The sequence below is a fragment of the Chloroflexia bacterium SDU3-3 genome (assembly GCA_009268125.1).
In the GTDB taxonomy this organism is placed as follows: Bacteria; Chloroflexota; Chloroflexia; order Chloroflexales; family Roseiflexaceae; genus SDU3-3.
On the sequence record WBOU01000016.1, the window covers coordinates 18,893 to 40,665 of the forward strand.

The window sequence follows — 21,773 nt, forward strand, 5'->3', positions numbered from 1 at the left end:
GCGGTGCTCTGGATGCGGTACGCCATATATTGTAGCAGAAGGGCTAGCGGGTGGCGGCGAGCCGCGCGGCCAGCGCCTGCTTGCGGGCGCGGATGCCGCGCATGTGGGTGCGGAACACCACCAGCTTGACCCACAGCTGGATGAGGTGCACGCCGGTGCGCCACAGGCGGGGGAAGTTGAAGAACTGGCTCTGGCCATAGCTGCGGTGGAAGTGGTGGACGGGCACCTCGGCAAACTTAAACTGGGCGTCCTGGAGCTTCTTCACCAGCTCCAGCGGCAGCGTGCCGGTCACCGACTCTAGCTCGATCACATCGAAGACCTCGCGGCGCATCAGGCGGAAGTCGCAGTCGACGTCGCGCAGCCTGAAGCCGAACAGCAGCTTGACGGTGTGGTGGTAGATGCGCCCGATCACCTTGCGGTGGGCCGGGTCGCCACGGTCGATCTTCCAGCCGTTGACGATGTCGATGCCATCGCGCAGGGCGGGCAGCAGATCTTTGATCTCGCGCGGGTCATACTGAGCGTCGCCGTCGGTGTAGAACACCAGATCTTTCTTGGCCTCTTTGAAGCCAAGCCGCACCGCGCCGCCGTAACCCAGCGGCTCGCGGAAGGAGAAGTAGCGGAAGTGCGGGTGGCCCTTGGCCAGCTCCTCCAGCACATCCACTGTGTAGTCGGTGCTGCCGTTCTCGACGACGATCACCTCGTAGTCGTCGGTGATCTCGGCTAGGGTGTGCAGCATAGAGAGCACCATGCTGCCGATGGTGCCGCCATCGTTGTAGGCGGGAAATATCGCAGATATGCTCGGGCGATCAGCGTTCATGGATCATCCTTAGGTGTCGTGTTTCGCAGGTGCCGATTATAGCAGAAGAGCCGATTTACCACCAAGGCTCCTAGGCTCCAAGGAGGTGGACCGAATACCACGAAGACGCGAAGGCGCGAGGGGGCGGGGGAACCGTTACCACCAAGACGCCAAGGCTCCAAGGAACAAAAGGGACCGAATACCACGAAGACGCGAAGGCGCAAGGGGGCCGGGGAACCGTTACCACCAAGACGCCAAGGCTCCAAGGAACAAAAGGGGCCGAATACCACGAAGACGCGAAGGCGCGAGGGCGATCAGAAAGACAAACACCTCACATAGTGTCACTCTTCGGGGCTTTTCGGGCGCGATTCACGATGGTGGTTCCGCTCGGGCGGTGGGTGGGTGCCCTGCGCGGGCGGCGGCTAGGGGCCAGCCCCTAGCAACCCTGCGAGGGGGCTACGCCCCCTTCGATCCCCCAATGTTGGGCGTTCCCGTGCTGCACGCTGGCAGCTCATGTTCGTGCATATGGCCATCAAGACCTGAGCAGCGCCTTCGCCGCATGGGCCAGGTGGGTAGGGTTAGCACTGCACGCTTCGTCGGGCCGACCTACGGTCGGCCCGACCGGCTGCGGCCTCGATCACGATGGTTGCTCGCGATTGCTGGGCGACTGCCCTATGCGGGCGGCACCTTCGCCGCGTGGGAAAGGTGGGCCGGTGCGCGACGATCAAAGAGCCTTCACCACCAAGACTCCAAGGACCCAAGGGCGATGGGCAAGGGAGCGCGGGTGGCACAGAAGGGAAGATGGATGATGTGGAGGGGAATGCGGAAAACGACCGCGCATCCGAGAGAAGCGCCGCGCCGACCGCGCAAAAATGGTATGATAGCCCCCGAGCAAAGCAAACACCCGAGGAAGACCATGCCCGACATCTCGCACCTGCTGCGCCCCGACATCGCCGCGCTGGAGCCGTACACCCCCATCGTCCCGCTGGAGGTGCTGGCCGAGCGGCTGGGCCGCCCGATCGACCAGATCATCAAGCTCGACGCCAACGAGAACCCCTACGGCGCATCGCCGCGCGCCCTGGCGGCGCTGGCCAGCTACCCGCACTACGCCATCTACCCCGACCCCGAGCACACCGCGCTGCGGGCCGCGCTCAGCGCCTACACCGGCCAGCCCGCCGCGCGCCTGATCTGCGGCGCGGGGTCGGATGAGCTGATCGACCTGCTGATGCGGGCCTTCCTGATGCCGGGCGACGCCATCATCAACTGCGGGCCGACCTTCGGCATGTACCCCTTCGACGCCCAGCTGTTCGCGGCCAGGGTCATCGCGGTGCCGCGCACCGAGGGATTCGCGGTGGACATCGAGGCGGTGGCCGACGCGGCCCAGGCCCACGGCGCAAAGATGGTATTTTTGGCCAACCCCAACAACCCCACCGGCACGCTCACGCCCCGCGCCGAGATCGAGCGCCTGCTGGAGCTGCCCATGCTGGTGGTGGTGGACGAGGCCTACGCCGAGTTCGCAGGGCAGAGCCTGATCGACATGGTGGGCAGCCGACCCAACCTAGTGGTGCTGCGCACGTTCTCGAAGTGGGCGGGGCTGGCCGGGCTGCGGGTGGGCTACGCCGCCGTGCCCGAGGAGCTGATCGCACACCTGTGGAAGATCAAGCAGCCCTACAACGTAAACTGCGCCGCCGAGCAGGCCGCGCTGGCCAGCCTGGCCGACATGCCGTACCTGCAGGGCCTGATCGACCAGATCGTGGCCGAGCGCGGGCGGCTGATGGCGGCCCTGGCCGAGCTACCGCTGCTGCGGCCCTTCCCCAGCAGCGCAAACTTCGTGCTGTGCCGCGTGGCCGCCGAGCCGGGCGCGGGGCCGCAGCGGGCGATGGCGATCAAGCGCCACCTAGAGGAGCGCGGCATCCTCATCCGCTACTACACCACCCCGGCCCTGGCCGACTGCATCCGCATCAGCGTGGGCCGGCCCGAGCAGAACGACGCGCTGCTGGCCGCGCTGCGCGAGCTGGCCTAGGAACCGCCGCCCGCTCTTGATTGAGGAGTTGCCGCATGCGGCGAACGTTTTCGTTTGGGCGCTACTGGGGCGTCGACCTGCAGATCCACTGGCTGCTGCCGCTGTTTCTGGTCTACATCGTCTGGATCAACCGGCCCAGCGACATGCGCGGCGTGGGCTACGCGCTGCTGGGCGGCGTGCTGCTGCTGCTCTCGGTGCTGCTGCACGAGGTGGGGCACGCGGTGGTGGCCAGGGTCTGCGGCTTCCGCACGCGCTCGATCGTGCTGTGGCCGCTGGGCGGCTTCGCCAATATCGAGATGGGCGGCGCAGCGCGCTGGCAGCGGGCGGTGATCCTGCTGGCCGGGCCTGCGGCCAACGCGGCGCTGGGCCTGATCTGCGGCGGGGCCTGGCTGGCGGCGCGCACGGCGCTGCGCGCGCCTGTGGAGCTGACCGCCATGCTGAGCTACGCGACCATGGCCAACGGCGTGCTGTGCGTGTTCAACATGCTGCCCGCCTACCCGCTGGATGGCGGCCAGATCGCATGGCTGCTGCTCGACCGGCTGCTGGGCCAGCCCTGGGCGGCGCGGGTGATGATCGGCATCAGCGCGGCGCTGGCGGCGCTGATCGTGGGCGCGAGCGTGGCCCTGGGCGACCCGCTGATGGGCGTGGTGGCGCTGTTCATCGTGGCCGGGTCGATCAGCCTGAACCCGCAGGCCAGCGCGTGGATGACGCGGCAGATCGGCCTGCGGGCCGACCCGGGCTACCGCTTCATCGAGCGCAAGGAGTACCAGCGGGCGGTCGACCACTACAGCCGCACCATCCCGCGCAAGGCTTCAAATGCGAACTACCACAACAACCGCGGCTACGCCTACCTATGCCTGGGAGACCCCGCGCAGGCCATCCCCGACTTCAGCCGCGCGATCGCGCTGAGCCCTGGGGCGGCGCTCATCTACATGAACCGGGGCAACGCCTACCTGGCGCTCCACCAGCCCGAGCTAGCCCTGGCCGACTTTCACCGCGCGGCGGAGCTGGAGCCGAGCAACGTGTTTGCCTTCGCGCAGGCCGCCCACGGCTACATCGCCCAGGGCGACTTCGACCGCGCGCTAGAGCAGGCCGACCGCGCCATGGCCGTCGCGCCGGGGCACGTGGCTGGCCCGCTGGCGCGCGCCCTAGTGTACATGCACCGCAGCCCGGTAGGCCACGCCGACCACCAGCTGGCCATCGCCGAGAACACGCGCATGATCGCGCTCGCCCCCGCCGAGGACACGGGCTACAACAACCGCGGCTACGTGCGCTTCCTGAACGGCGATCTGGCCGGGGCCGAGGCCGACTACCAGCTGGCGTTCGCGCGCCTGCCCGACAGCATGCACCTGCTGAGCGGCAAGGCCGAGCTGCTGGCGGCGCGCGGCGACGCCGAGGGCGCGCTGGCCGAGTACCAGCGCCTGGCCGCGCTCGACCCCAAGCATATGTTCAACCACCGCGAGCTAGCCGCGCTCTCCTTCCAGCGCGGCGACCAGCGCCGCGCCGCCGAGCACGCCGCGCTGGCGCTCGCTGCCGACGCGCGCGGCGTGCTGGCCCCCAGCCCGTGCGTTATGTCGTACTATGTGCGCGGGCGGCTCGACTTCCAGCTGTTCGTGTGCCGCTGCGCCCAGGATCAGCAGGTCGACCCGGCGCTGGTGCACCTGGGCCGCGCCGAGGCCCACCGCGCCAACGGCCAGCCCGAGCAGTCGGTGGAGCACTACCGCGCCGCGCTGGTGGCCCGCCCATCCTGGGAGGCCGCGCTGTTCGGGCGGGGCATGGCCTACGCCGCCATGGGCCGGGCCAGCGAGGCCCGCTTCGACCTGGTGGCCGTGGCCGAGCGCGGCGGCAACCGCTTCCTGCAGCGGCTGGCCCGCGAGCAGCTGGCCGCCCAATCTTCTATCCTGCAACCCTCGTGAGGAGGTTTCCCCTATGGCCCAAGAGACGCTAGAGGCCCTGCGCGAGTTCGCCGCCGAGCTGGCGTGGAACGCCGGGCGGGTGACGCTGCGCTACTTCCAGACCGCGCTGGACACCGAGCTGAAGGCCGATGAGTCGCCCGTGACGATCGCCGACCGCCAGTCGGAGCGCCTGATGCGCGAGATGATCGAGGCCCGCTACCCGCGCCACTCCATCCTGGGCGAGGAGGAGGGCGAGACCAGGCCGGGGGCCACGTTCCGCTGGATCCTCGACCCGATCGATGGCACCAAGACCTTTGTGCGCGGCGTGCCCATGTACGCGGTGCTGGTGGGCCTAGAGCGCGAGGGCGAGGTGGTGGTGGGCGCAGTGAACATCCCGCCCATGGCCGAGCTGCTGGTGGCCGCCAAGGGCCTGGGCTGCTCGTGGAACGGACGAGCAGCCCATGTCTCCGCCACGGCCAGCCTGGGCGAGGCGCTGCTACTCTCCACCGATAGCGAGAGCATGGAGAAGTACGGCCGGGGCGCGGCCTACCGCCGCCTGGTGGCCGCCACCAAGATGCAGCGCACCTGGGGCGACGCCTACGGCTACGCGCTGGTGGCCACGGGCCGCGCCGAGCTGATGCTGGACGCCGCCATGAGCATCTGGGACTGCGCCGCGCTCTACCCGGTGCTCACCGAGGCGGGCGGCACCTTCACCGACTGGCAGGGCAACCCGACCATCACGGCCAACGAGGCCATCGCCACCAACGGCGCGCTGCTGCCCGAGGTGCTGCGCCTGGTGTAGGCGCACCCCTGGCGGGCCGCACGCGCCACCCGCGGCCCGCCCCCCACTGGAACCGCCTGCGCCCACACGGGCCTGACATGTCGCCTGGGGCATCACAATCGGGAGGCTGCTATGCACATTCCTCACCACCACATTTCCCCGCTCATCCTCGCGCTCATCCTGGCGCTGGGCGCGCTGGGCGCGGCGGCGCTGCTGCACGCCCCGCCGCCCGCCTTCTCGCAGGCGGCCTCGGCCAGCTGCGGCGTGGCGCAGGGCCAGGGCGCGCAGCGCACCCTGGTGCTGGTGGACGACCTGCCCAAGGCCCAGCCCGCCGCCTACAAGGTCTGGCACCTGCGCTCGGGGGACGGCGGGCGCAGCTGGGCCACCGAGCGCTGGTATATCTCGCGCGGGGCTGGGCTGGCCGGCTGCCCGCGCGCGCGGGTGGCTGGCGGCGCAGGCCTGTGGTGGAAGCCCGCCCGCCTGGGCGAGCGCGCCGACGACGGAGGTCTGCTGGCCACCGACGACGGCGGCAAGACCTGGCGCACGATCTACCGGGGCAGCCCGGTGGCGGCGGCCCAGCGCATCTCGGCCAGCGAGGGCTTTGTGGCCAGCGAGGATGGCCAGCTGCTCTACACCGCCGACGGCGGCCAGCTGTGGGATGTGCGCACCAGCGGGGTGAGGCTGGCCGAGCTGGCCTTCGTGAGCGCCCGCTACGGCTACGCCCAGCGCGCCGAGGGGCTGGCCTTCACGGGGGACGGCGGGCGCAGCTGGCGCACGGTGGAGACGCCCTGCGCCGCCCAGGGCGCGAGCATGGCGCGGGTGGGGGCCACCACGATCTTCCTGATCTGCCGCGCCCAGCCGGGCCAGCAGCCGCCCGCGCTCATGCGCTCCGACAACGCTGGCCTGCGCTGGGCCAGCATCCACCGCCCCCCCGAGCAGAGCTGGCAGGCCGTGACCGGCGGTGCGGCGCAGGTGGGCGATATGTTCTTTCTGAACGCCTACCACGGCTGGCTCGTGGTAGAGCTTGACGGCCAGCCCCGCCGCTCGGCGCTGCGCACCACCTGGGATGGCGGGCGCACCTGGCGCACCATCCTGACCACCAGCGGCAGCATGGGCGGCGTCAGCTTCGACAACAGCCAGCACGGCCAGCTGTGGGTGGATGCCAGCGACGACGGGGCCGACAACCCCGTGCCGATGGTGACGGCGGACGCCGGGCGCACCTGGCTGTTTGGCGACGAGTAGCCCGCACGGTGCAGGCGCATTTCTCTGCTCTTTTTTATGAAAAAAAGTGTGGTCAGCACCATCACCGCCATCGCCATCATTGTTGATTATGGCCAGCTGGCGGGCGCAGCACCTTCGCCGCATGGGCTGGGTGGGTAGGGCGGCCTCGGCTCTTTTCTGCGCGCCGTCTTCGTGGTAAAACCGTTCTTCTCGCCCTTGGGGCCTTGGTGTCTTGGTGGTAAACAGTCTCCCCCTTCGCGCCTTCGTGTCTTCGTGGTAAACGGTCTCCCCCTCGCGCTTGACAGCGCCCGAGCCGCGCTATACAATCACGCCATCCAAACAACTTTGGCCACCCACCAAACGTGGATGTGGCGACGCTAGGGGAGCCGGGAGAGCCCGGCTGAGATTGCGGCCCCAATGCCGCTAACCCTCCGAACCTGATCTGGGTCATTCCAGCGAAGGGAAGCGATAGGCTGCACATGTGCGCCGACGGCTTTCCGTCGGCGCTTTTTTGTTGCCATCGCCTCCTCGTGCTGGCGCACAGTGGAGGTGCTATGCCATCAACCGACGAGGCGCTGCCTCACACCCCCGTGCCGCAGGAGCGGCGCACCCTTGGCTTTCTCGACCACGCCGCGCTCTGGCTGAGCCTGGGCGTAGGCCTGCTGGTGCTGCAGTCCGGCGCGCTGCTGGTGCCGCTGGGGCTGCCCGCCGCGCTGGCCGCCATCGCACTTGGCTCGGCTGCGGGCGTGGCGCTGCTGGGGCTAGCTGGCGTGGTGGGCGCGCGCACCGGCCTGCCCGCCATGGCTACGCTGCGCCCGGCCCTGGGCGAGCGCGGCATCATCATCCCCGCCCTGGCCAACATCGTGCAGCTGGTAGGCTGGGGCGCGTTCGAGCTGATCGTGATGCGCGACAGCGCCGACGCCATCGGCCAGCGGCTGGGGCTGCCCTCGGCCCCGCTGCTGTGGACACTGGCCTGGGGCGGGCTGGCCACCCTGATGGCCTGGGGCGGGCCGCTGGCGCTGGTGCGCCGCGTGCTGCGCCGCTGGGGCATCTGGCTGGTGCTCGGCTCGGCGCTCTGGCTCAGCTTCCAGCTCCTGGCCAGCTTCGACCTAAGCGACCTGCTCGCCGCCCCCAGCGATGGCAGCATGGCCTTCCCCGCCGCCCTCGATCTGGTGATCGCCATGCCGCTCTCGTGGCTGCCGCTGATCGCCGACTACGCCCGCTTCGGGCGCAGCCCGCGCGGGGTGTTCTGGGGCAGCGCGCTGGGCTACCTGCTGGCCAATGTGTGGTTCTACGCGCTGGGCGCGGGCTACGCGCTGGCCCTGGGCGGCCAGGCGCTGCTGCCCGCGCTGCTGGGTGCCTCTGGCGGGGCTGTGGCCCTGGCCCTCATCCTCTTCGACGAGTCGGATAACGCCTTCGCCGACCTCTACTCGGCGGCGGTCTCGGCCAGCACGCTGCTGCCACAGCTGCCCGCGCCACGGCTGGCCCTGGCCTTCGGGGCGCTCTCCACCGCGCTGGCGCTGCTGGTGCCTGCCGCATCCTACGAGTCCTTCCTGCTGCTGATCGGCTCGGTGTTCGCGCCGCTGTTCGCGGTGGTGCTGTGCGAGCACTTTCTGGTGCGCGACGCCGCGCCCGCGCGGGCCTGGGGCTGGCGCGGCATCGCCGCGTGGCTCGCCGGGGTGCTGGCATATCAGCTGGCTGGCTACGCCGCACCCGCGCTGGGGGCCACGCTGCCCAGCATGCTGCTGGCCGGGCTGCTCTACACCGCGCTGCGCTGGCGATGGTCGGTGTTCTCCCGCCCCAGCGCCGCAGCAGGGGAAGCCTAGCCATGCGCCACAACTACACGCTGATGCTGGTGACGGATGAGCGCACCTTCGCCGACCGCCCGATCGAGGATGTGGTGGCGCTGGCGCTGCGCGGCGGCGCGACCATGGTGCAGCTGCGCCACAAGCTGCTGCCCGCCCGCGAGCTGGTGGCGCTAGGCCGCGCCCTGCACGCGATCACCCGCGCCGCCGGGGTGCCGCTGGTGGTGAACGACCGCGTGGATGTGGCGCTGGCCATCGGGGCCGAGGGCGCGCACGTGGGCCAGGGCGACATGCCCGCGCGCGACGCCCGCGCCCTGCTCGGCCCGCAGGCCATCCTAGGCGTCTCCACGGCCACGCTGGATGAGGCCTGGGCGGCGCGGGCCGACGGGGCCAGCTACCTGGGCGTGGGCGACATCTTCGGCACGGCCAGCAAGGATGACGCGGGCGCGCCAGTGGGGCTGGCCCGCCTGCGCCAGATCGCGGCGGCGGTGGGCCTGCCGGTGGTGGCCATCGGCGGCATCACCGTGGCCAATGCGCCCCAGGTAGCGGCGGCGGGCGCGGCGGGCGCGGCGGTGATCTCGGCCATCGTGGGCGTGCCCGACCCCGAGGTCGCGGCGCGGCTGCTGCGCCGCGCGTTTGAGCATGAGCTTTCGCAGACGATAGGAAAGGAGTAGCGATGCCAACCTACGCAGAGCAGGCGGCGGCGGCGCTGGAGCGCCTGCGCTCAGCCCACCCGCTGATCCACCAGATCACCAACTTCGTGGTGATGAACGACTCGGCCAATATGACGCTGCACTTCGGCGGGCTGCCGGTGATGGCCCACGGCATCGACGAGGTGGAGGAGATGGTGGCCCACGCCGGGGCGCTGGTGCTGAACCTGGGCACGCTGACCCCCGACTGGGTGGACGCGATGGAGCGGGCGGGCCGCCGCGCCAACGAGCTGGGCGTGCCGGTGGTGCTCGACCCGGTGGGCGCGGGGGCGACCAGCCTGCGCACCAGCATGGCCAGGCGGCTGCTGGATGAGCTGCACGTGACGGTGCTGCGCGGCAACGCGGGCGAGATCGCCGCGCTGGTGGGCGCGGGCGGCGAGGTGCGCGGCGTGGAGAGCGTGGGCGCGCTAGCGGACCCGCAGGCGGTGGCAACCCGCGCCGCACAGGCGTTCCGCACCACGGTGGCGATGACGGGCAGGCGCGACCTGATCTGCGACGGCAGGCGGGCGCTGGCGGTGGAGAACGGCCACAGCTGGCTGCCCACGCTCACCGGCACGGGCTGCATGGCCTCGGCGGTGGCGGGCTGCTTCGCGGCGGTGGAGCCGGATGCGCTGGTGGCGGCTGCGGCGGCGCTGGCATCCTATGGCCTGGCAGCCGAGCTGGCCGCCGAGGGCGCGCGCGGCCCCGCCAGCTTCAAGCTGGCCTTCTTCGACCAGGCCTACCACCTGACGCCCGCCCAGGTGCTGGAGGGGGCGCGGATCACGCAGCTGGCCTAGCGGCCTGGACGGTGGTGGATCGATCCCACGCGGTGGTGGATCGATCTGCAGCGGTGGCGGAACGATGCGCCGTGGTGGTGGATCGATGCGCCGTGGTGGTGGATCGATCTGCAGCGGTGGTGGATCGATCTGCGGCGGTGGTGGATCGATGTCCACGACGCCCCAGCGCGGGCGGGCACGAGACCCGCCCCTACGTCGGCGATTGGTGTGGCGCGGCCTCGCCCATCCGGCGAAGGCGCTGCGCTGGGGCGGCTGGCCATAATCCAGCCCGCAGAGACGAGGGCGGGATCGACGAGACGGCCGGTTTCATTTCCGATGCGCTGCGGCCACACGCACGGCGCAACATGAACAAAGGAGCGACCAGATGAATGCGACACTGACCATGCGGCCTACCGTGCGCCGCGCCACCATCAGCCTGATCCTGACGATCGCCGCCGTGGCGCTCTCGCAGGTGAGCATCCCGGTGGGCATCGCCCGCATCTCGCCCACGCAGCACTGTATCAACGTGCTGGCAGCCGTTCTGGTGGGGCCGTGGTGGGGCCTGGGCGTGGCGCTGGCCACCTCGGCGGCGCGGCTGGGGCTGGGGCTGGGCACGCCGCTGGCCTTCCCGGGCAGCGTGTTCGGGGTGCTGCTGGCCAGCTGGCTATTCCAGCGCAGCCGCACGCTGCTGCTGGCGGCGCTGGGCGAGCTGGTGGGCACGGGGCTGATCGGCGCGCTGGCGGGCGCGGCGCTGGTGGCCCCCTATGTGATGGGGCAGCCGGTGGCGCTGACCGTGCTGATCGTGCCGTTCGCGCTCTCGTCGGCGGTGGGGGCGGCGCTGGCGCTACTGATGCTGCACCTGGCCGGGGTCGGCGGCGAGGAGGCGGGCCGATGAGGAAGGTGCTGAGCATCGCGGGGTCGGACTCGGGCGGCGGCGCGGGCATCCAGGCCGACCTGAAGGCCTGCGCCGCCCACGGGGTCTACTGCGCCACGGCGCTGACCGCCGTGACGGCCCAAAACACGCTGGGCGTGACGGCGGTGCAGCTGCTGCCGCCGCCCATGGTAGAGGCGCAGATCGCGGCGGTGCTGTCCGACATCGGGGCCGACGCGGTGAAGACCGGCATGCTGGGCGACGCGGCGATCATCGCGGCGGTGGCGGCGGCGCTGGGGCACTTCGGGGTGCGCCAGCTGGTGGTGGACCCGGTGATGGTGGCCAAGGGCGGCGACCAGCTGCTGGCGCGGGATGCGGTGGCGGCGCTGCGCGAGCTGCTGCTGCCCCGCGCGCTACTGCTGACGCCCAACCTGCCCGAGGCCGAGGTACTGCTGGGCCGCGCGGTGCGCCGCGAGCAGGACATGCGCGACGCGGCCCGCGACCTGCTGGCGATGGGGCCGCAGGCGGTGCTGCTGAAGGGCGGGCACCTGGAGGGCGAGCCGGTGGATGTGCTGTGCGATGGCGCAGGGCTGGTGGAGCTGCGCTCGCGGCGGGTCGACACGCCGAACACGCACGGGACGGGCTGCACCTACGCGGCGGCTATCGCGGCGCTGCTGGCGCTGGGCGCGCCGCTGCGCGAGGCGGTGGCGCGGGCGCACGCCTACCTGGCGGGGGCGATAGCGCACGCCGTGCCGCTGGGCGGCGGGCACGGGCCGGTGAACCACCTGTACCGCGGGATGGCCTACAGCGAGCTGGGGTGAGCGGTGCGCCTATGAGGCGGGCCTAGGTAGTGGGCCTGCCCTCACATGGTGTCACTTGGTGCGGCGTTCCGAGGCCTTTTTGGTAAAAATGTGTGTTGCCATCGGGCTGATCAGGATACGTTTTCATTCATGGGGGGGCTTTCTTGGTTGGCGGGTGGATGCCCTGCGCGGGCGGCACCGAGGGGCCTGCCTCTCGGAACCCCGCCAGGGGGCACCGCCCTCACATAATGTCACTTTCATGAGGGGGCCTCTGGATGCGGTACATGCTGCAAACCCGCATGCCGTGCCATACAAACCATGCACATTGTGCCACCTCATGATCGGGACGAACCCTCCCACCGTTCCCATGCGGCGAAGGTGCTGCTGATGTTTTACTGGCCATATGCACGAACATCAGCGGCCAGCATTCAGCATCGGAACGCTGCAAATTGGGGTTCCAAGGGGCGATGCCCCTGGCGGGGTTCCAAGGGCGCGGAGCCCTTGGTGCCGCCCGCACAGGGCATCCACCACCATCCACGAAGACTCACTATTCCACGAAGGCATACCCTGGCCGTATCAACGGCAACGCGCCGTTTCGTCAACAACGCCTCAGAAAACCATACAAAGTGACACCATGTGAGGGGCACCGCCCTCACATGGTGTCACTTTTTGATGGGTTTCCCATCCGTGATGGCAGTGGTAGGTGGTTGGCGGGTGGATGCCCTGCGCGGGCGGTTCCTAGGGGCCAGCCCCTAGGAACCCCGCCAGGGGGTGTAACCCCCTTCGAAACCCCCAATTTGAAGCATTCCTATGCCGTTTCCTGGCGGCTGGTGTTGGTGCATATGGCCATCAAAACACTATTGGCACCTTCGCCGCATGGGCCGGGTGGGTCAGGTTTGCGCGGTGTGCTATTCCCTTTTCTCCCCTTCGTGCCTTGGTGTCTTGGTGGTAAAGCGGTCCTTTTCTTCCCTTCGTGGTAAAGCGGCCCTTGCGCGTCTTGGTGTCTTGGTATCTTGGTGGTAAACGGTTCTCTTTTTGCGCGTCTTGGTGGTAAATGGTTCCCCTCGCGCCTTCGCGTCATCGTGGTGAGTCGGAGCTAGGCCGCCAGCACCGAGGCGAAGGCGTCCACGGCGTCGGCGCAGAGCCGCACGCCCGCCTCGCGGCGCAGCAGGCCCAGCAGCGCGCCGGGGTCGAGGGCGCGGCGGTAGGGGCGCTCGACCGAGAGCGCCTCGGCCACATCGGCGACCGAGAGGATGTGGGTGAGCTGGGGGATCTCGTCGGCGCGCAGGTGGTAGGGGTAGCCGCTGCCGTCGAGGCGCTCGTGGTGGGCGGCGGCGATGGCGGCCATAGTGTGGAACGCGCCGACGTGCTCCAGGATGCGCTGGGTGTGAATGGGGTGCATCCGCACCACCGCAAACTCGTGCTCGTCGAGCTTGCCGGGCTTGTTCAGGATGCTGTTGGGGATGCCGAGCTTGCCGATATCGTGCAGCAGCGCGGCGCGGCGCAGGGTCACGCGGTCCTCGGGCGAGACGCCCATGGCCACGGCCACGCGCTCGGCGATGGCGGCCACGCGGGTGGAGTGGCGGTAGGTCCACGGCGAGCGGGCGTCGATCACCTGCGCGAAGCCCTCGGCCAGCTGGTCGATCTGCTCGGGCGTGGCGTCGAGCGCATGGGGCAGCGGCTCGACGATGGCCGAGATGTCGCCGCAGGGCTGGGCCAGCCGCCGCCAGAAGGCCAGATCGCAGGCGAAGCGCTCCAGCGCCCGCACCAGCTGCGGGTCGAACCAGGTGCCGCAGCGCTGGCGGGCCACGGCGTAGGCGTGCTCGTGGCCGTAGGCGGTGCGCAGGATGTCGAAGGTCTGGGCCAGGCTGGCGATGCGCGCGATGATCGGGATCTGCTCGCCGACCATGCTCGCGGGGTGGCCCATGCCGTCCCAGCGGGCGTCGAGCGCGCCGATGGCCTGCACCGCCGCGTCGGGCAGGCCGATCAGCTGGGCGATGCGTGCGCCGCGCGCGAGGCCCGGCGGCTGGCCCAGCAGCAGGCCGCCCTCGGCCAGCAGCGGCGTCGCGGGCAGGGGGCCGCTGCCCATGCCGCCGCGCACGATGTTGAGCGCCTGCTCAACGATGGTCTGCTTGGCGGTGGGGCGCTCGCCGCCCCACGAGGCCAGGCCCGGCAAGGCGGGCCACTCGGACAGCCGCAGGTTGGGGCTGGCCGCCATATCGGCGACGCCAAGCTGCCGAGCGATCTGCGCGGTGGTGTTGGGGCTGCCCAGATCTTTCAGCAGCAGGGTGTAGTAGAGCGCGGCGCGCAGGTCGCCCGGCAGCCCAATCTCGTCAGCGATCCGCATCCCAATGGCGCATGTGCGCAGCGCGTGACCCTCTGGCTGGCCCTCGGTGAGGTCGAGCGCGTGGGAGAGCGCCAGCAGCACCTCGGAGAGCTGGATGCGCACGGTGGGCGCGACACGCGGCGAGGCGCACTCGAAGCGCGCCTCGCTGGTGAGATCGGGCGAGGGTAGAAACATAGCGGGCCTCATCTGGGTTGATCGGGACTACGATTTATGGTAACAGATATTTAGGGGTTGTGAAGGTTTTTAAAACGGGTATGACAGGATTGCAATAAATCTAAAGATCCAATGAGAGCCGACCGAGGGCTGGGCGAGGTCGCTGATGCGAACCGCCCCCATCAAAGCCTCGGCGGATGCCTGATGAGCGGGCATCCGCCGAGGGCTGGGCTAGGGCAGGATCTGCACGCCGCCGAACAGCACGCCCAGGCTGCGCCCGTCGCCGCTGGTCGTGGTGTCGCGCGCAGGCACCCAGGGCTGGCTCTCCAGCCGCAGCAGCACATCGCCCGCAGGCATGCTGGCGTCGCCCACCGTCACATCCACATCGCCCACCGTCTCACCCAGCGCGGCGCAGCGGATGGGCGTGAACGGCCCACGCGCCTGGGGATCGTCGCCTGCGCGCTCGACAAGGTACGAAAAGCACACCTGGGCCGCGCCAAGGCTGGCAGGGCGCTCGCCGGGGGCGAGGGTGAGCCGTAGGCGCAGCGGGCCACCCTGGCCGCGCAGGCGTAGCGTGGCCGCGCCGTCGGTCCAGGCCATGGTCTGTCCCTGGATCTGCTCGGGCTGGTAGAACCCGCCGACCTGAGCCGCGTAGTCGGTGGGGCCGACCTGCGCGGGGGCGGGGCTGGCGTCGGTCAGGCGGTAGACCGTGTAGGTCAAGTTCTGCGTGTAGCTGTTCGTAGGCTTCTGGTTGGTCAGCTGCTCGAACTCGCGCAGGCTCAGCTGGAAGCTGCGCACCTTCTCCTGCCCGATGCCGGGCAGGCCGACCGCACCGCTCGGCCCCAGCAGCAGGTAGACCTGTCGCCCCTGCGACTGCCAGTGGCGGATATAGCCCACCAGCGCCGCGCCGTACTTCTCGGGGAACTGGCTCTTGATCGTGAGCGCGTGGCGGTCGAAGGCGTAGATCAGCGGCGTGCCCAGCACATCGGGGATATCGCGGGCGGCGCCGAACACCGGCGCGCCGCCGCGCATCAGGATGATGTCGTCGGGGCCGAAGCTGCTGGCCACCTCGCCGATCTGGTCGAGCGCGCCCTCGTACTCGGTGTGGGCGTAGAGCCGCAGGTTGGTGGCGGCCATGAAGGCCAGCAGCACCACCGCCAGGGCCAGCGGCACCAGCCGCGCCGCGCGGCCCGCCCAGCCCCGCAGCCGCCCGCCCAGCCCGGCCAAACGCGCTAGGCTGTAGGCGATGCACAGGCAGAAGAACGGGTAGACGAGCGGCACGAAACGGCGCAGGATGTAGATGTAGGTCTGGTCGTCGGTGCCGTAGGCCTGCTGGATGAAGAAGTAGGTCGAGAGTCCGCCCACCACCAGCAGCAGCCACGAGTCGGAGCGCATGCGCCACCACCACAGGGCCAGCCCCAGCACGCCCAGCGCGATGCCCAGCGGCGAGAGGTACCAGCCGAAGCGGGCGAAGCTGCCCTGGTAGATAGCAAACTTCGCAGCCTCGCTGGGATTACCGGGCGAGAGCGTGGTGGCCCAGCGTGGGTTGACCAGCCGCGCCAGGATCTTATCCTCCTGCACCGGCAGCGGCGCGGGCTGCGCCCCGCCCAGCGCGGCGATATCGGCCCAGCCGGTGACGCCGCGCGCATCGCGCACCAGAAAGGAGAGGCCATCCTTGCTCTGGGCCAGCAGCTCCACCTGCTCGCCCGCCGCGATCTGGTCGAGCGTGGCCCCCGGCGAGGGCCTGCCCTCCATGGTCGGCAGGTCGCGCACGGCGGCGGGCTGGGGCGCGGCCACCGTGGCCAGCGCGGCCAGCCTGGGCTGGCGCGGCAGCTTCTGCAGCGTGTCCAGCGCATAGGCCAGCGGGTCGGGGTTGGTGGGCGGGGCGATCGGCGCGCCGATGTAGCCCTGAATGGCCAGGCAGGCCGCGCTGGCCTGGCGCGGCTGGGCCAGGCAGCCAGGCAGCTGGGCCAGCACCGAGGGCGTGAAAATCTGGGGCCGCACCAGGTAGGCGTAGCCGCACACCAGCACGATCAGCGCCGCCGAGAGGGCCAGCGCCCAGCCGGACACGCGCGCGGCCAGCCGCTCAAACCACACGATCGGGCGCTGCCAGCGGCGCAGCAGCACCAGCGCCACCACCACCACCACCAGCGCCGCCAGCTCCATGGGCAGCCGGGCCGGGTTGCGCAGCAGGCTGCGCGGCGTGGTCTGGTAGATCGTGCGCAGGTTCTCGGTGAGGAAGGGCAGCGTCAGGTAGGCAACAATCGCCGACTTATCCTGCAGGCGGGCGAACAGCGTGTCGAAGAAGTAGCCGCGCGCAATAAAGGCGATGTGCAGCGCCGCCTGGGCCAGCATCGCGCCCATGGATGTGGCCAGCGCGGTGTGCGCGCGCGACCAGCGGCGGCTGAGCCAGCAGTACAGCAGGTAGGCCGTCACAGGCCCCACCACCAGCACGAACTCGATCCGCGTCAGCGCCCACTGGCCCAGCGCCAGCCCGGCCAGCACCCCGTAGAGCGGCGCGTCGCCATCGCGCTGGCGCTGGCGCATGGCCGCGAAGGCGTACAGCCCCGCGAAGGTCAGGAACTGCGCGGTGGTCTCGGTGGTGGAGTAGCGGCTGAACCAGATCTGCACGCCGTTGAGCGCCAGCAGCAGCGCCGCCAGCAGGCCCACCCACGGCCCGGCCAGCCGCCGCCCCAGCATGCCCACACCCCACACGCCCAGCAGCCCCATCAGCCCGGGGGCCAGCAGGCCGCCCTGCATGCCCAGCAGGCTGGCCAGCAGCCCGATCCACACCGGGAAGAGATGGAAGCCCTGCGGCACCACCCGGCCCTCGGCCTCGCGCTCGCGGTCGAAGAAGAAGCCTGCGATCCGCAGCCCATTCAGCAGAAAGCGGTCCTCGTTCTGCTTGCCCAGAAAGTTGGTCTCGGCCTGGGCCGCGCCCGCCGCCAGCGCCGGGTCGGCGCTGGCGCGATCGGCCCCGATCTGGGCCACAACCGCATCGTGCTGCCAGATACTACCGTGTTTGGCGATGGCGAAGCCGGTGTTGGCGTAGGTGCCAGCGTCGCGCAGGCCCAGCACCACCTCGAACGGGCGGCCCACCAGCACCACCAGCAGCACGCCCAGCGCCAGCGCCACCGCCAGCGGTAGCCGCGCGTCGCGCCACCCGGCCCACGGCCTAGCCCACGCCCGAGGTGCGGCGCTGGCCACCAGGCCCAGCGGGCGCGACGGCATAGCCCCCCGCCGCGCCGCCGCAAAGGCCGCCGCGCCGCAGGCCAGCGCCAGCAGCAGCAGGAACAGCCAGAGCGTGAATACGCCAAGCTCGGCCAGGGTCAGCGCCAGCCATCCGGCCAGCAGCGCGCCCAGCACGGTGCGCTCGTAGTGTCGCTCAAGCGGGTCGGGGTTGGCAAGGCGTCCGCGCAGGGCGCGCTCCAGAAGGTAGCCGGGGATGTATAGCAGCGGCGCAAGCACCGCAGTGGCAATCAGGGCCAGCACGTGTTTCTCCTCTACAAAGCCGTACGAGCGCCTGATTATAGCACGGGCCGCCGCCGCCACGGCGGGAGCCGCTGCGCTCCACGCAGGGCCAGGATCGCTAATGATGGCAGGTCTTGCCCAAGAAGCAGGTGAGCGCCCCAGAGAGGCATGGAAGAAAAATCGCGCCGCCTCGTGCGCAGCCGCCACTCCGCTACGGTCTGGATGATGGCCAGAAGCCACCACCGCACACCTTCGCCGGATGGGCCAGGCCGCATGTTGCAATACGCACCCACCCCACCATTCCCATGCGGCGAAGGTGCCGCTTGCGTTTTGATGGCCATATGCACGACCATCAGCCGCCAGCATAATGACCGCCATCGACGAAGGCGCACCCTGGTCAGCCCGACAGCAACCTTGCCTGTTCACCAAAAGGCAAGGAGCGGAATCCTCGCGCCAAGGCCTTGACTTCGAGCGCGCTCGAAGGTGTATAGTGCCAGCTATGAACGACGAGCTACTCACCATCCAAGAGGCCGCCGCGCACACCGGCCTGAGCGTGCACACGCTGCGCTACTACGAGCGGGCCGGGCTGCTCAGCCCGGTGGGGCGCGCCGCCAACGGCTACCGCCGCTACGACAGCGCCACGCTGGGCGCGGTGCGCTTCCTGTGCAGGCTGCGCGCCACCGGCATGGGCATCCGCCAGATGCGCCGCTACGCCGACCTGCTGCGCCAGGGCGAGGCCACGCTGGCCGAGCGCCGCGCCATGCTTGAGCAGCACCGCCAGGCCGTGGAGGCCCACATCGCCCTGCTGGAGGAGAACCTAGACCTGATCAGCAGGAAGATCGACCTCTACCAACAGCGCGAGGCCGAGGCCAGCGAGCGCGCCGTAGGCTAGGCGCGGCGAAAGAGCAGCGCAGGCGGGAGGCCTTGCGCCGCCCGCGCGTGATCGTGCGCCCTCGGGATGGAGAGGCAGCAGCCAAGAAAGAGGAGAGAACACCATGGAGCAGCGAGCACTTGGCACACAGGGCCTGCGCGTCTCGGCGCTGGGGCTGGGGTGCATGGGCATGTCCGACTTCTACGGGGCGCGCGACGACGCCGAGTCGATCGCCACCATCCACCGCGCCATCGAGCTGGGCGTGACCCTGTTCGACACCGCCGACATGTACGGCCCCTTCACCAATGAGCAGCTGGTGGGCCGCGCCCTGCGGGGCAAGCGCGACCAGGTGGTGCTGGCCACCAAGTTTGGCATCCAGCGCGGCGAGAACCCGCACCAGCGCAGCATCAACGGCAGGCCCGAGTACGTGCGCGCCGCCTGCGAGGCCTCGCTCCAGCGGCTGGGGGTGGACCACATCGACCTCTACTACCAGCACCGCGTCGACCCCACCGTGCCGATCGAGGAGACCGTGGGCGCGATGGCCCAGCTGGTGTCCGAGGGCAAGGTGCGCTACCTCGGCCTCTCCGAGGCTGGCCCCGAGACTATCCGCCGCGCCCACGCCACCCACCCGATCAGCGCCCTGCAGAGCGAGTACTCGCTGTGGAGCCGCGACGCCGAGGATGGCATCCTAGACACCGTGCGCGAGCTGGGCATCGGCTTTGTGGCCTACAGCCCGCTGGGGCGCGGCTTTCTCACCGGCCAGATCCAGCGCATTGAGGATCTGGACGCCGACGACTACCGCCGCCTCTCGCCGCGCTTCCAGGGCGAAAACTTCCAGAAGAACCTGGATGTGGTGGCCCGCGTGCGCGAGCTGGCCACCGCCAGGGGCGTGACGCCCGGGCAGCTGGCGCTGGCCTGGGTGCTAGCCCAGGGCCAGGAGATCGTGGCCATCCCGGGCACCAAGCGCCGGAGCTACCTGGAGGAGAACGTGGCCGCCGCCCAGGTGGCGCTTACCCCCGCCGAGCTGGCCACGATCAGCGCCGCGCTCCCGGCAGGGCTGGCCGCTGGCGAGCGCTACCCCGTGCAGAACATGGCGTCGCTCAACCGCTAGGCGGGCCATAGGTTCAAAGACAGCGCGGCTGGCTTTTGTTTGCCAGCCGCGCCGTTTTGTGCCCGCCGCTCAGACTCTTGATGAAAAAAACCTCGCGCCCTTGTGAAAAAAACCTTGGTGTCTTGGAGCCTTGGTGGTAAAACCTTTGCGCCTTCGTGGTAAAGAAGCTACGGCCTATACGCATCCAGGATGATCGAGGTGAAGCCCAGTGCGCCGCCCTGATTGCGGTGGTCGAAGCGCAGCGAGCGGTAGATCATGCCGCCCGCCGCATCCCAGTGGTGGTAGTGAAAGCGGCCCCGCTCGTCGCAGTGCTCCAGCATGTCGACCGCGAAGCCAGCCTGCTCGAACAGGCGCTGCAGCCGCGTGTAGGTGTAGACCACCTTGTGGTCGGCGGCGGGGTGATCGGCGGGGCCGGGGCCGCCCACCTGCACCGTGCGCTGGTAGGCCGCGTCGGGGAAGTAGGCGTCGGGCACGGCCACGCGCAGGTAGCCGCCGGGGCGCAGGAAGTCATAGCAGAGCCGCGCGGCGGCCAGGCCCTCGGCCTCGCTCAGGTGCTCCCACACGTGCTCGCACAGCAGCGCGTCGGCGCGGCGCTGCCCGAAGAAGGCCTCCCAGGTCTCGCGGCGCAGCAGGTCGAGCTGCTCGCGCTGGGTGGGCACCCAGCCCGCGTAGCGCTGCTCGCCCGCGCCGATGATCACGCGCAGTTCATCGCTCATGGTGTGCTCCAGCGGGCATCAAGCGCCGCATCATCGGTGTGGCCAGCCACGCCCAGCAGCAGCTTGAACGCCCAGCGCCGCTTGGCCTGCGCGTGCAGACCGTGCCTATTCAGCACCAGAACCGCGTAGCCCACCCAGCAGCGCAGGTAGAGGTGCGAGAACGCGTGCGGCCACGCCGCGCCCGCAATCCGCCGCTCGACACCGTCCGCGTACTCGTGCTCGGTCGAGAGCGGCCACGGGTTGCCAAGCCCGCACTCGACAAAGTGGTTCATCGGCAACGCGTCAGCACCCATCGCCCGCACCGCCCGCCAGCGCCTCGTACTCGCGGCGCAGCATACCCATCAGCACCAGCGAGTCGCGCCCGCCGTCGGGGGTGGCGTGGCACTCGCGCAGCGTGCCCTCCTCCACAAAGCCCTCGGCGGCGTAGAGGTGCCGCGCCCTGGCGTTGCGCTCGATCACATCCAGCCACAGCCGGTGCGCGCCATGCTCCTCGAAGGCCAGCCGCTTGGCCCAGCGCAGCGCCGCGTGGCCGTGGCCCCGCCCCTTCTCGGTGATCACCAGCCGCATCAGCTCCACGGTGCGGTCGGGGTTCGCCAGCCCGCGCACGATCGTGTAGCCCACCGCGCGCATGTCGGCGGGATCGCACAGGATGCGGTGGGCGCAGTCGGCGCTGGCCATAGCCTGCAGGTGCTGCTCGCGGCTCCACTGGCCCACGAAGGGCCAGTTGTCGGGGTGGCTCTCGGCGGCCAGCACAAAGTCAAGGTCCGACTCCTCGGTCGGGCGTGCGGTGATCATGGGTGCGCTCCTTTTCCAGAGGACAACGCCCGCTAGTGTAGCAGAAAACGCTACTGCGCCGAGAACTGCTTCTTGAGCTTCAGCTTCAGCTCCTCGGAGATCGGCAGCGCGTCGATCTGCTGGTGGATCTCGCCCAGGGTCGCACCCTCCTCGCGCTGGGCGTTGAAGGTCGAGACCAGCACCGCCTCGATGCCGTACTTGCTCACCGAGTCGGCGATCACGGTGAGCAGGCCCAGCGCCGCCAGCCCGCCCAGCATGCCTAGCGGCCCGCCCAGCATGGCCAGGGCCGTTGTGACCACCGCGCCGCCCGCCAGGCCCATGCCCGCCGCCGTGGAGGCGGCCACCGCGAACAGCAGCGCGGGCGTGCCCAGCGAGGCCAGCTTGCGCCCCAGCTCATCCAGCGGCGGCGGCTCGACCGACGCGGCCTGGTCCTTCACAAAGGTCGTGGCCGCATCCACCTGCTGCTGCGCGGCCATATAGGCCTTCTGCGCGGTGTAGCCCGCCACCTCGGCGGCGCTGCTGATTGCAGGCCCCACCTGCGCGCCCAGATCCTTGGCCGCCTGCTCGAAGCTGGCCGCCGCCGCCTGGATATCCTTCCACATGTTGTCGAAGCTCATGCCGCCCTCCTCGAAGCTGGTCGGTGTCGTGGGCA

General features: G+C 70.2%; 18 protein-coding genes and 1 riboswitch. Of the genes, 11 read left to right on the top strand and 7 right to left on the bottom strand.

Going from position 1 to position 21,773, the window contains the following annotated elements:
• Window positions 1-43 precede the first annotated feature (43 nt).
• Window positions 44-817 carry a glycosyltransferase family 2 protein gene (locus F8S13_21545; protein KAB8140836.1) on the bottom strand — a complete coding sequence of 258 codons (774 nt, stop codon included), beginning with the start codon at window positions 815-817 and terminating at the stop codon, window positions 44-46.
• An 895-nt stretch (window positions 818-1,712) separates the two neighbouring features.
• Between F8S13_21545 and hisC the strand changes: the two genes are divergently transcribed.
• The 9 genes from hisC to thiD all read left to right on the top strand — a co-directional run bounded on the left by hisC (window position 1,713) and on the right by thiD (window position 11,678).
• Window positions 1,713-2,819 carry a histidinol-phosphate transaminase gene (gene hisC, locus F8S13_21550; GenBank protein ID KAB8140837.1) on the top strand — a complete coding sequence of 369 codons (1,107 nt, stop codon included), beginning with the start codon at window positions 1,713-1,715 and terminating at the stop codon, window positions 2,817-2,819.
• A gap of 35 nt (window positions 2,820-2,854) precedes the next feature.
• Window positions 2,855-4,735 (top strand): tetratricopeptide repeat protein, encoded by a 1,881-nt coding sequence (locus tag F8S13_21555; GenBank protein KAB8140838.1) that lies wholly within the window; start codon window positions 2,855-2,857, stop codon window positions 4,733-4,735.
• A gap of 13 nt (window positions 4,736-4,748) precedes the next feature.
• On the top strand, window positions 4,749-5,516 hold the full coding sequence (gene hisN / locus F8S13_21560; GenBank protein KAB8140839.1) for a histidinol-phosphatase: 768 nt from the start codon (window positions 4,749-4,751) through the stop codon (window positions 5,514-5,516).
• Window positions 5,517-5,627: 111 nt separating this feature from the next.
• Window positions 5,628-6,737 (top strand): hypothetical protein, encoded by a 1,110-nt coding sequence (locus F8S13_21565; GenBank protein KAB8140840.1) that lies wholly within the window; start codon window positions 5,628-5,630, stop codon window positions 6,735-6,737.
• Between the two features lie 348 nt (window positions 6,738-7,085).
• Window positions 7,086-7,197: riboswitch (TPP riboswitch) on the top strand.
• Between the two features lie 73 nt (window positions 7,198-7,270).
• The gene (gene cytX / locus F8S13_21570) at window positions 7,271-8,542 is read left to right on the top strand and encodes a putative hydroxymethylpyrimidine transporter CytX (protein ID KAB8140841.1); all 1,272 of its coding nucleotides are present in this window, start codon (window positions 7,271-7,273) and stop codon (window positions 8,540-8,542) included.
• Between the two features lie 2 nt (window positions 8,543-8,544).
• Complete coding sequence (thiE, locus tag F8S13_21575) at window positions 8,545-9,195, top strand: thiamine phosphate synthase (GenBank protein ID KAB8140842.1); 651 nt, start codon at window positions 8,545-8,547, stop codon at window positions 9,193-9,195.
• 2 nt (window positions 9,196-9,197) lie between these two features.
• A complete protein-coding gene (thiM, locus tag F8S13_21580) occupies window positions 9,198-10,007 on the top strand; it encodes a hydroxyethylthiazole kinase (protein ID KAB8140843.1) in 810 nt (269 codons plus the stop codon).
• Between the two features lie 364 nt (window positions 10,008-10,371).
• Window positions 10,372-10,881: an energy coupling factor transporter S component ThiW gene (gene thiW / locus F8S13_21585; protein ID KAB8140844.1), complete on the top strand. Its 510-nt coding sequence runs from the start codon at window positions 10,372-10,374 to the stop codon at window positions 10,879-10,881.
• Window positions 10,878-11,678 carry a bifunctional hydroxymethylpyrimidine kinase/phosphomethylpyrimidine kinase gene (gene thiD / locus F8S13_21590; GenBank protein KAB8140845.1) on the top strand — a complete coding sequence of 267 codons (801 nt, stop codon included), beginning with the start codon at window positions 10,878-10,880 and terminating at the stop codon, window positions 11,676-11,678. Before thiW ends, thiD begins: the two co-directional genes overlap by 4 nt.
• 1,075 nt (window positions 11,679-12,753) lie before the next feature.
• Here the strand turns inward: thiD and F8S13_21595 are convergent.
• Together F8S13_21595 and F8S13_21600 are read right to left on the bottom strand one after the other, a co-directional pair.
• Window positions 12,754-14,190: an HD domain-containing protein gene (locus F8S13_21595; GenBank protein ID KAB8140846.1), complete on the bottom strand. Its 1,437-nt coding sequence runs from the start codon at window positions 14,188-14,190 to the stop codon at window positions 12,754-12,756.
• Window positions 14,191-14,388: 198 nt separating this feature from the next.
• Window positions 14,389-17,649, bottom strand: coding sequence for a glycosyltransferase family 39 protein (locus F8S13_21600; GenBank protein ID KAB8140847.1), 3,261 nt, complete (start codon window positions 17,647-17,649; stop codon window positions 14,389-14,391).
• Window positions 17,650-18,127: 478 nt separating this feature from the next.
• Between F8S13_21600 and F8S13_21605 the strand changes: the two genes are divergently transcribed.
• Window positions 18,128-18,520, top strand: a complete 393-nt coding sequence (locus F8S13_21605) for a MerR family transcriptional regulator (protein KAB8140848.1) — start codon at window positions 18,128-18,130, stop codon at window positions 18,518-18,520.
• Window positions 18,521-18,623: 103 nt separating this feature from the next.
• On the top strand, window positions 18,624-19,610 hold the full coding sequence (locus F8S13_21610) for an aldo/keto reductase (protein KAB8140849.1): 987 nt from the start codon (window positions 18,624-18,626) through the stop codon (window positions 19,608-19,610).
• Window positions 19,611-19,777: 167 nt separating this feature from the next.
• Here F8S13_21610 and F8S13_21615 read toward each other — a convergent pair whose 3' ends face one another.
• From F8S13_21615 to F8S13_21630, 4 genes are read right to left on the bottom strand one after another with little or no spacing between them, the layout of a single operon-like run.
• Window positions 19,778-20,326 carry a hypothetical protein gene (locus F8S13_21615; protein ID KAB8140850.1) on the bottom strand — a complete coding sequence of 183 codons (549 nt, stop codon included), beginning with the start codon at window positions 20,324-20,326 and terminating at the stop codon, window positions 19,778-19,780.
• Window positions 20,323-20,619: a DUF3977 family protein gene (locus tag F8S13_21620; protein KAB8140851.1), complete on the bottom strand. Its 297-nt coding sequence runs from the start codon at window positions 20,617-20,619 to the stop codon at window positions 20,323-20,325. Before F8S13_21620 ends, F8S13_21615 begins: the two co-directional genes overlap by 4 nt.
• On the bottom strand, window positions 20,609-21,121 hold the full coding sequence (locus tag F8S13_21625; GenBank protein KAB8140852.1) for a GNAT family N-acetyltransferase: 513 nt from the start codon (window positions 21,119-21,121) through the stop codon (window positions 20,609-20,611). The genes F8S13_21620 and F8S13_21625 overlap by 11 nt, the downstream gene beginning before the upstream one ends.
• A gap of 50 nt (window positions 21,122-21,171) precedes the next feature.
• Window positions 21,172-21,558: a hypothetical protein gene (locus F8S13_21630; GenBank protein ID KAB8140933.1), complete on the bottom strand. Its 387-nt coding sequence runs from the start codon at window positions 21,556-21,558 to the stop codon at window positions 21,172-21,174.
• Between the last annotated feature and the right edge of the window lie 215 nt (window positions 21,559-21,773).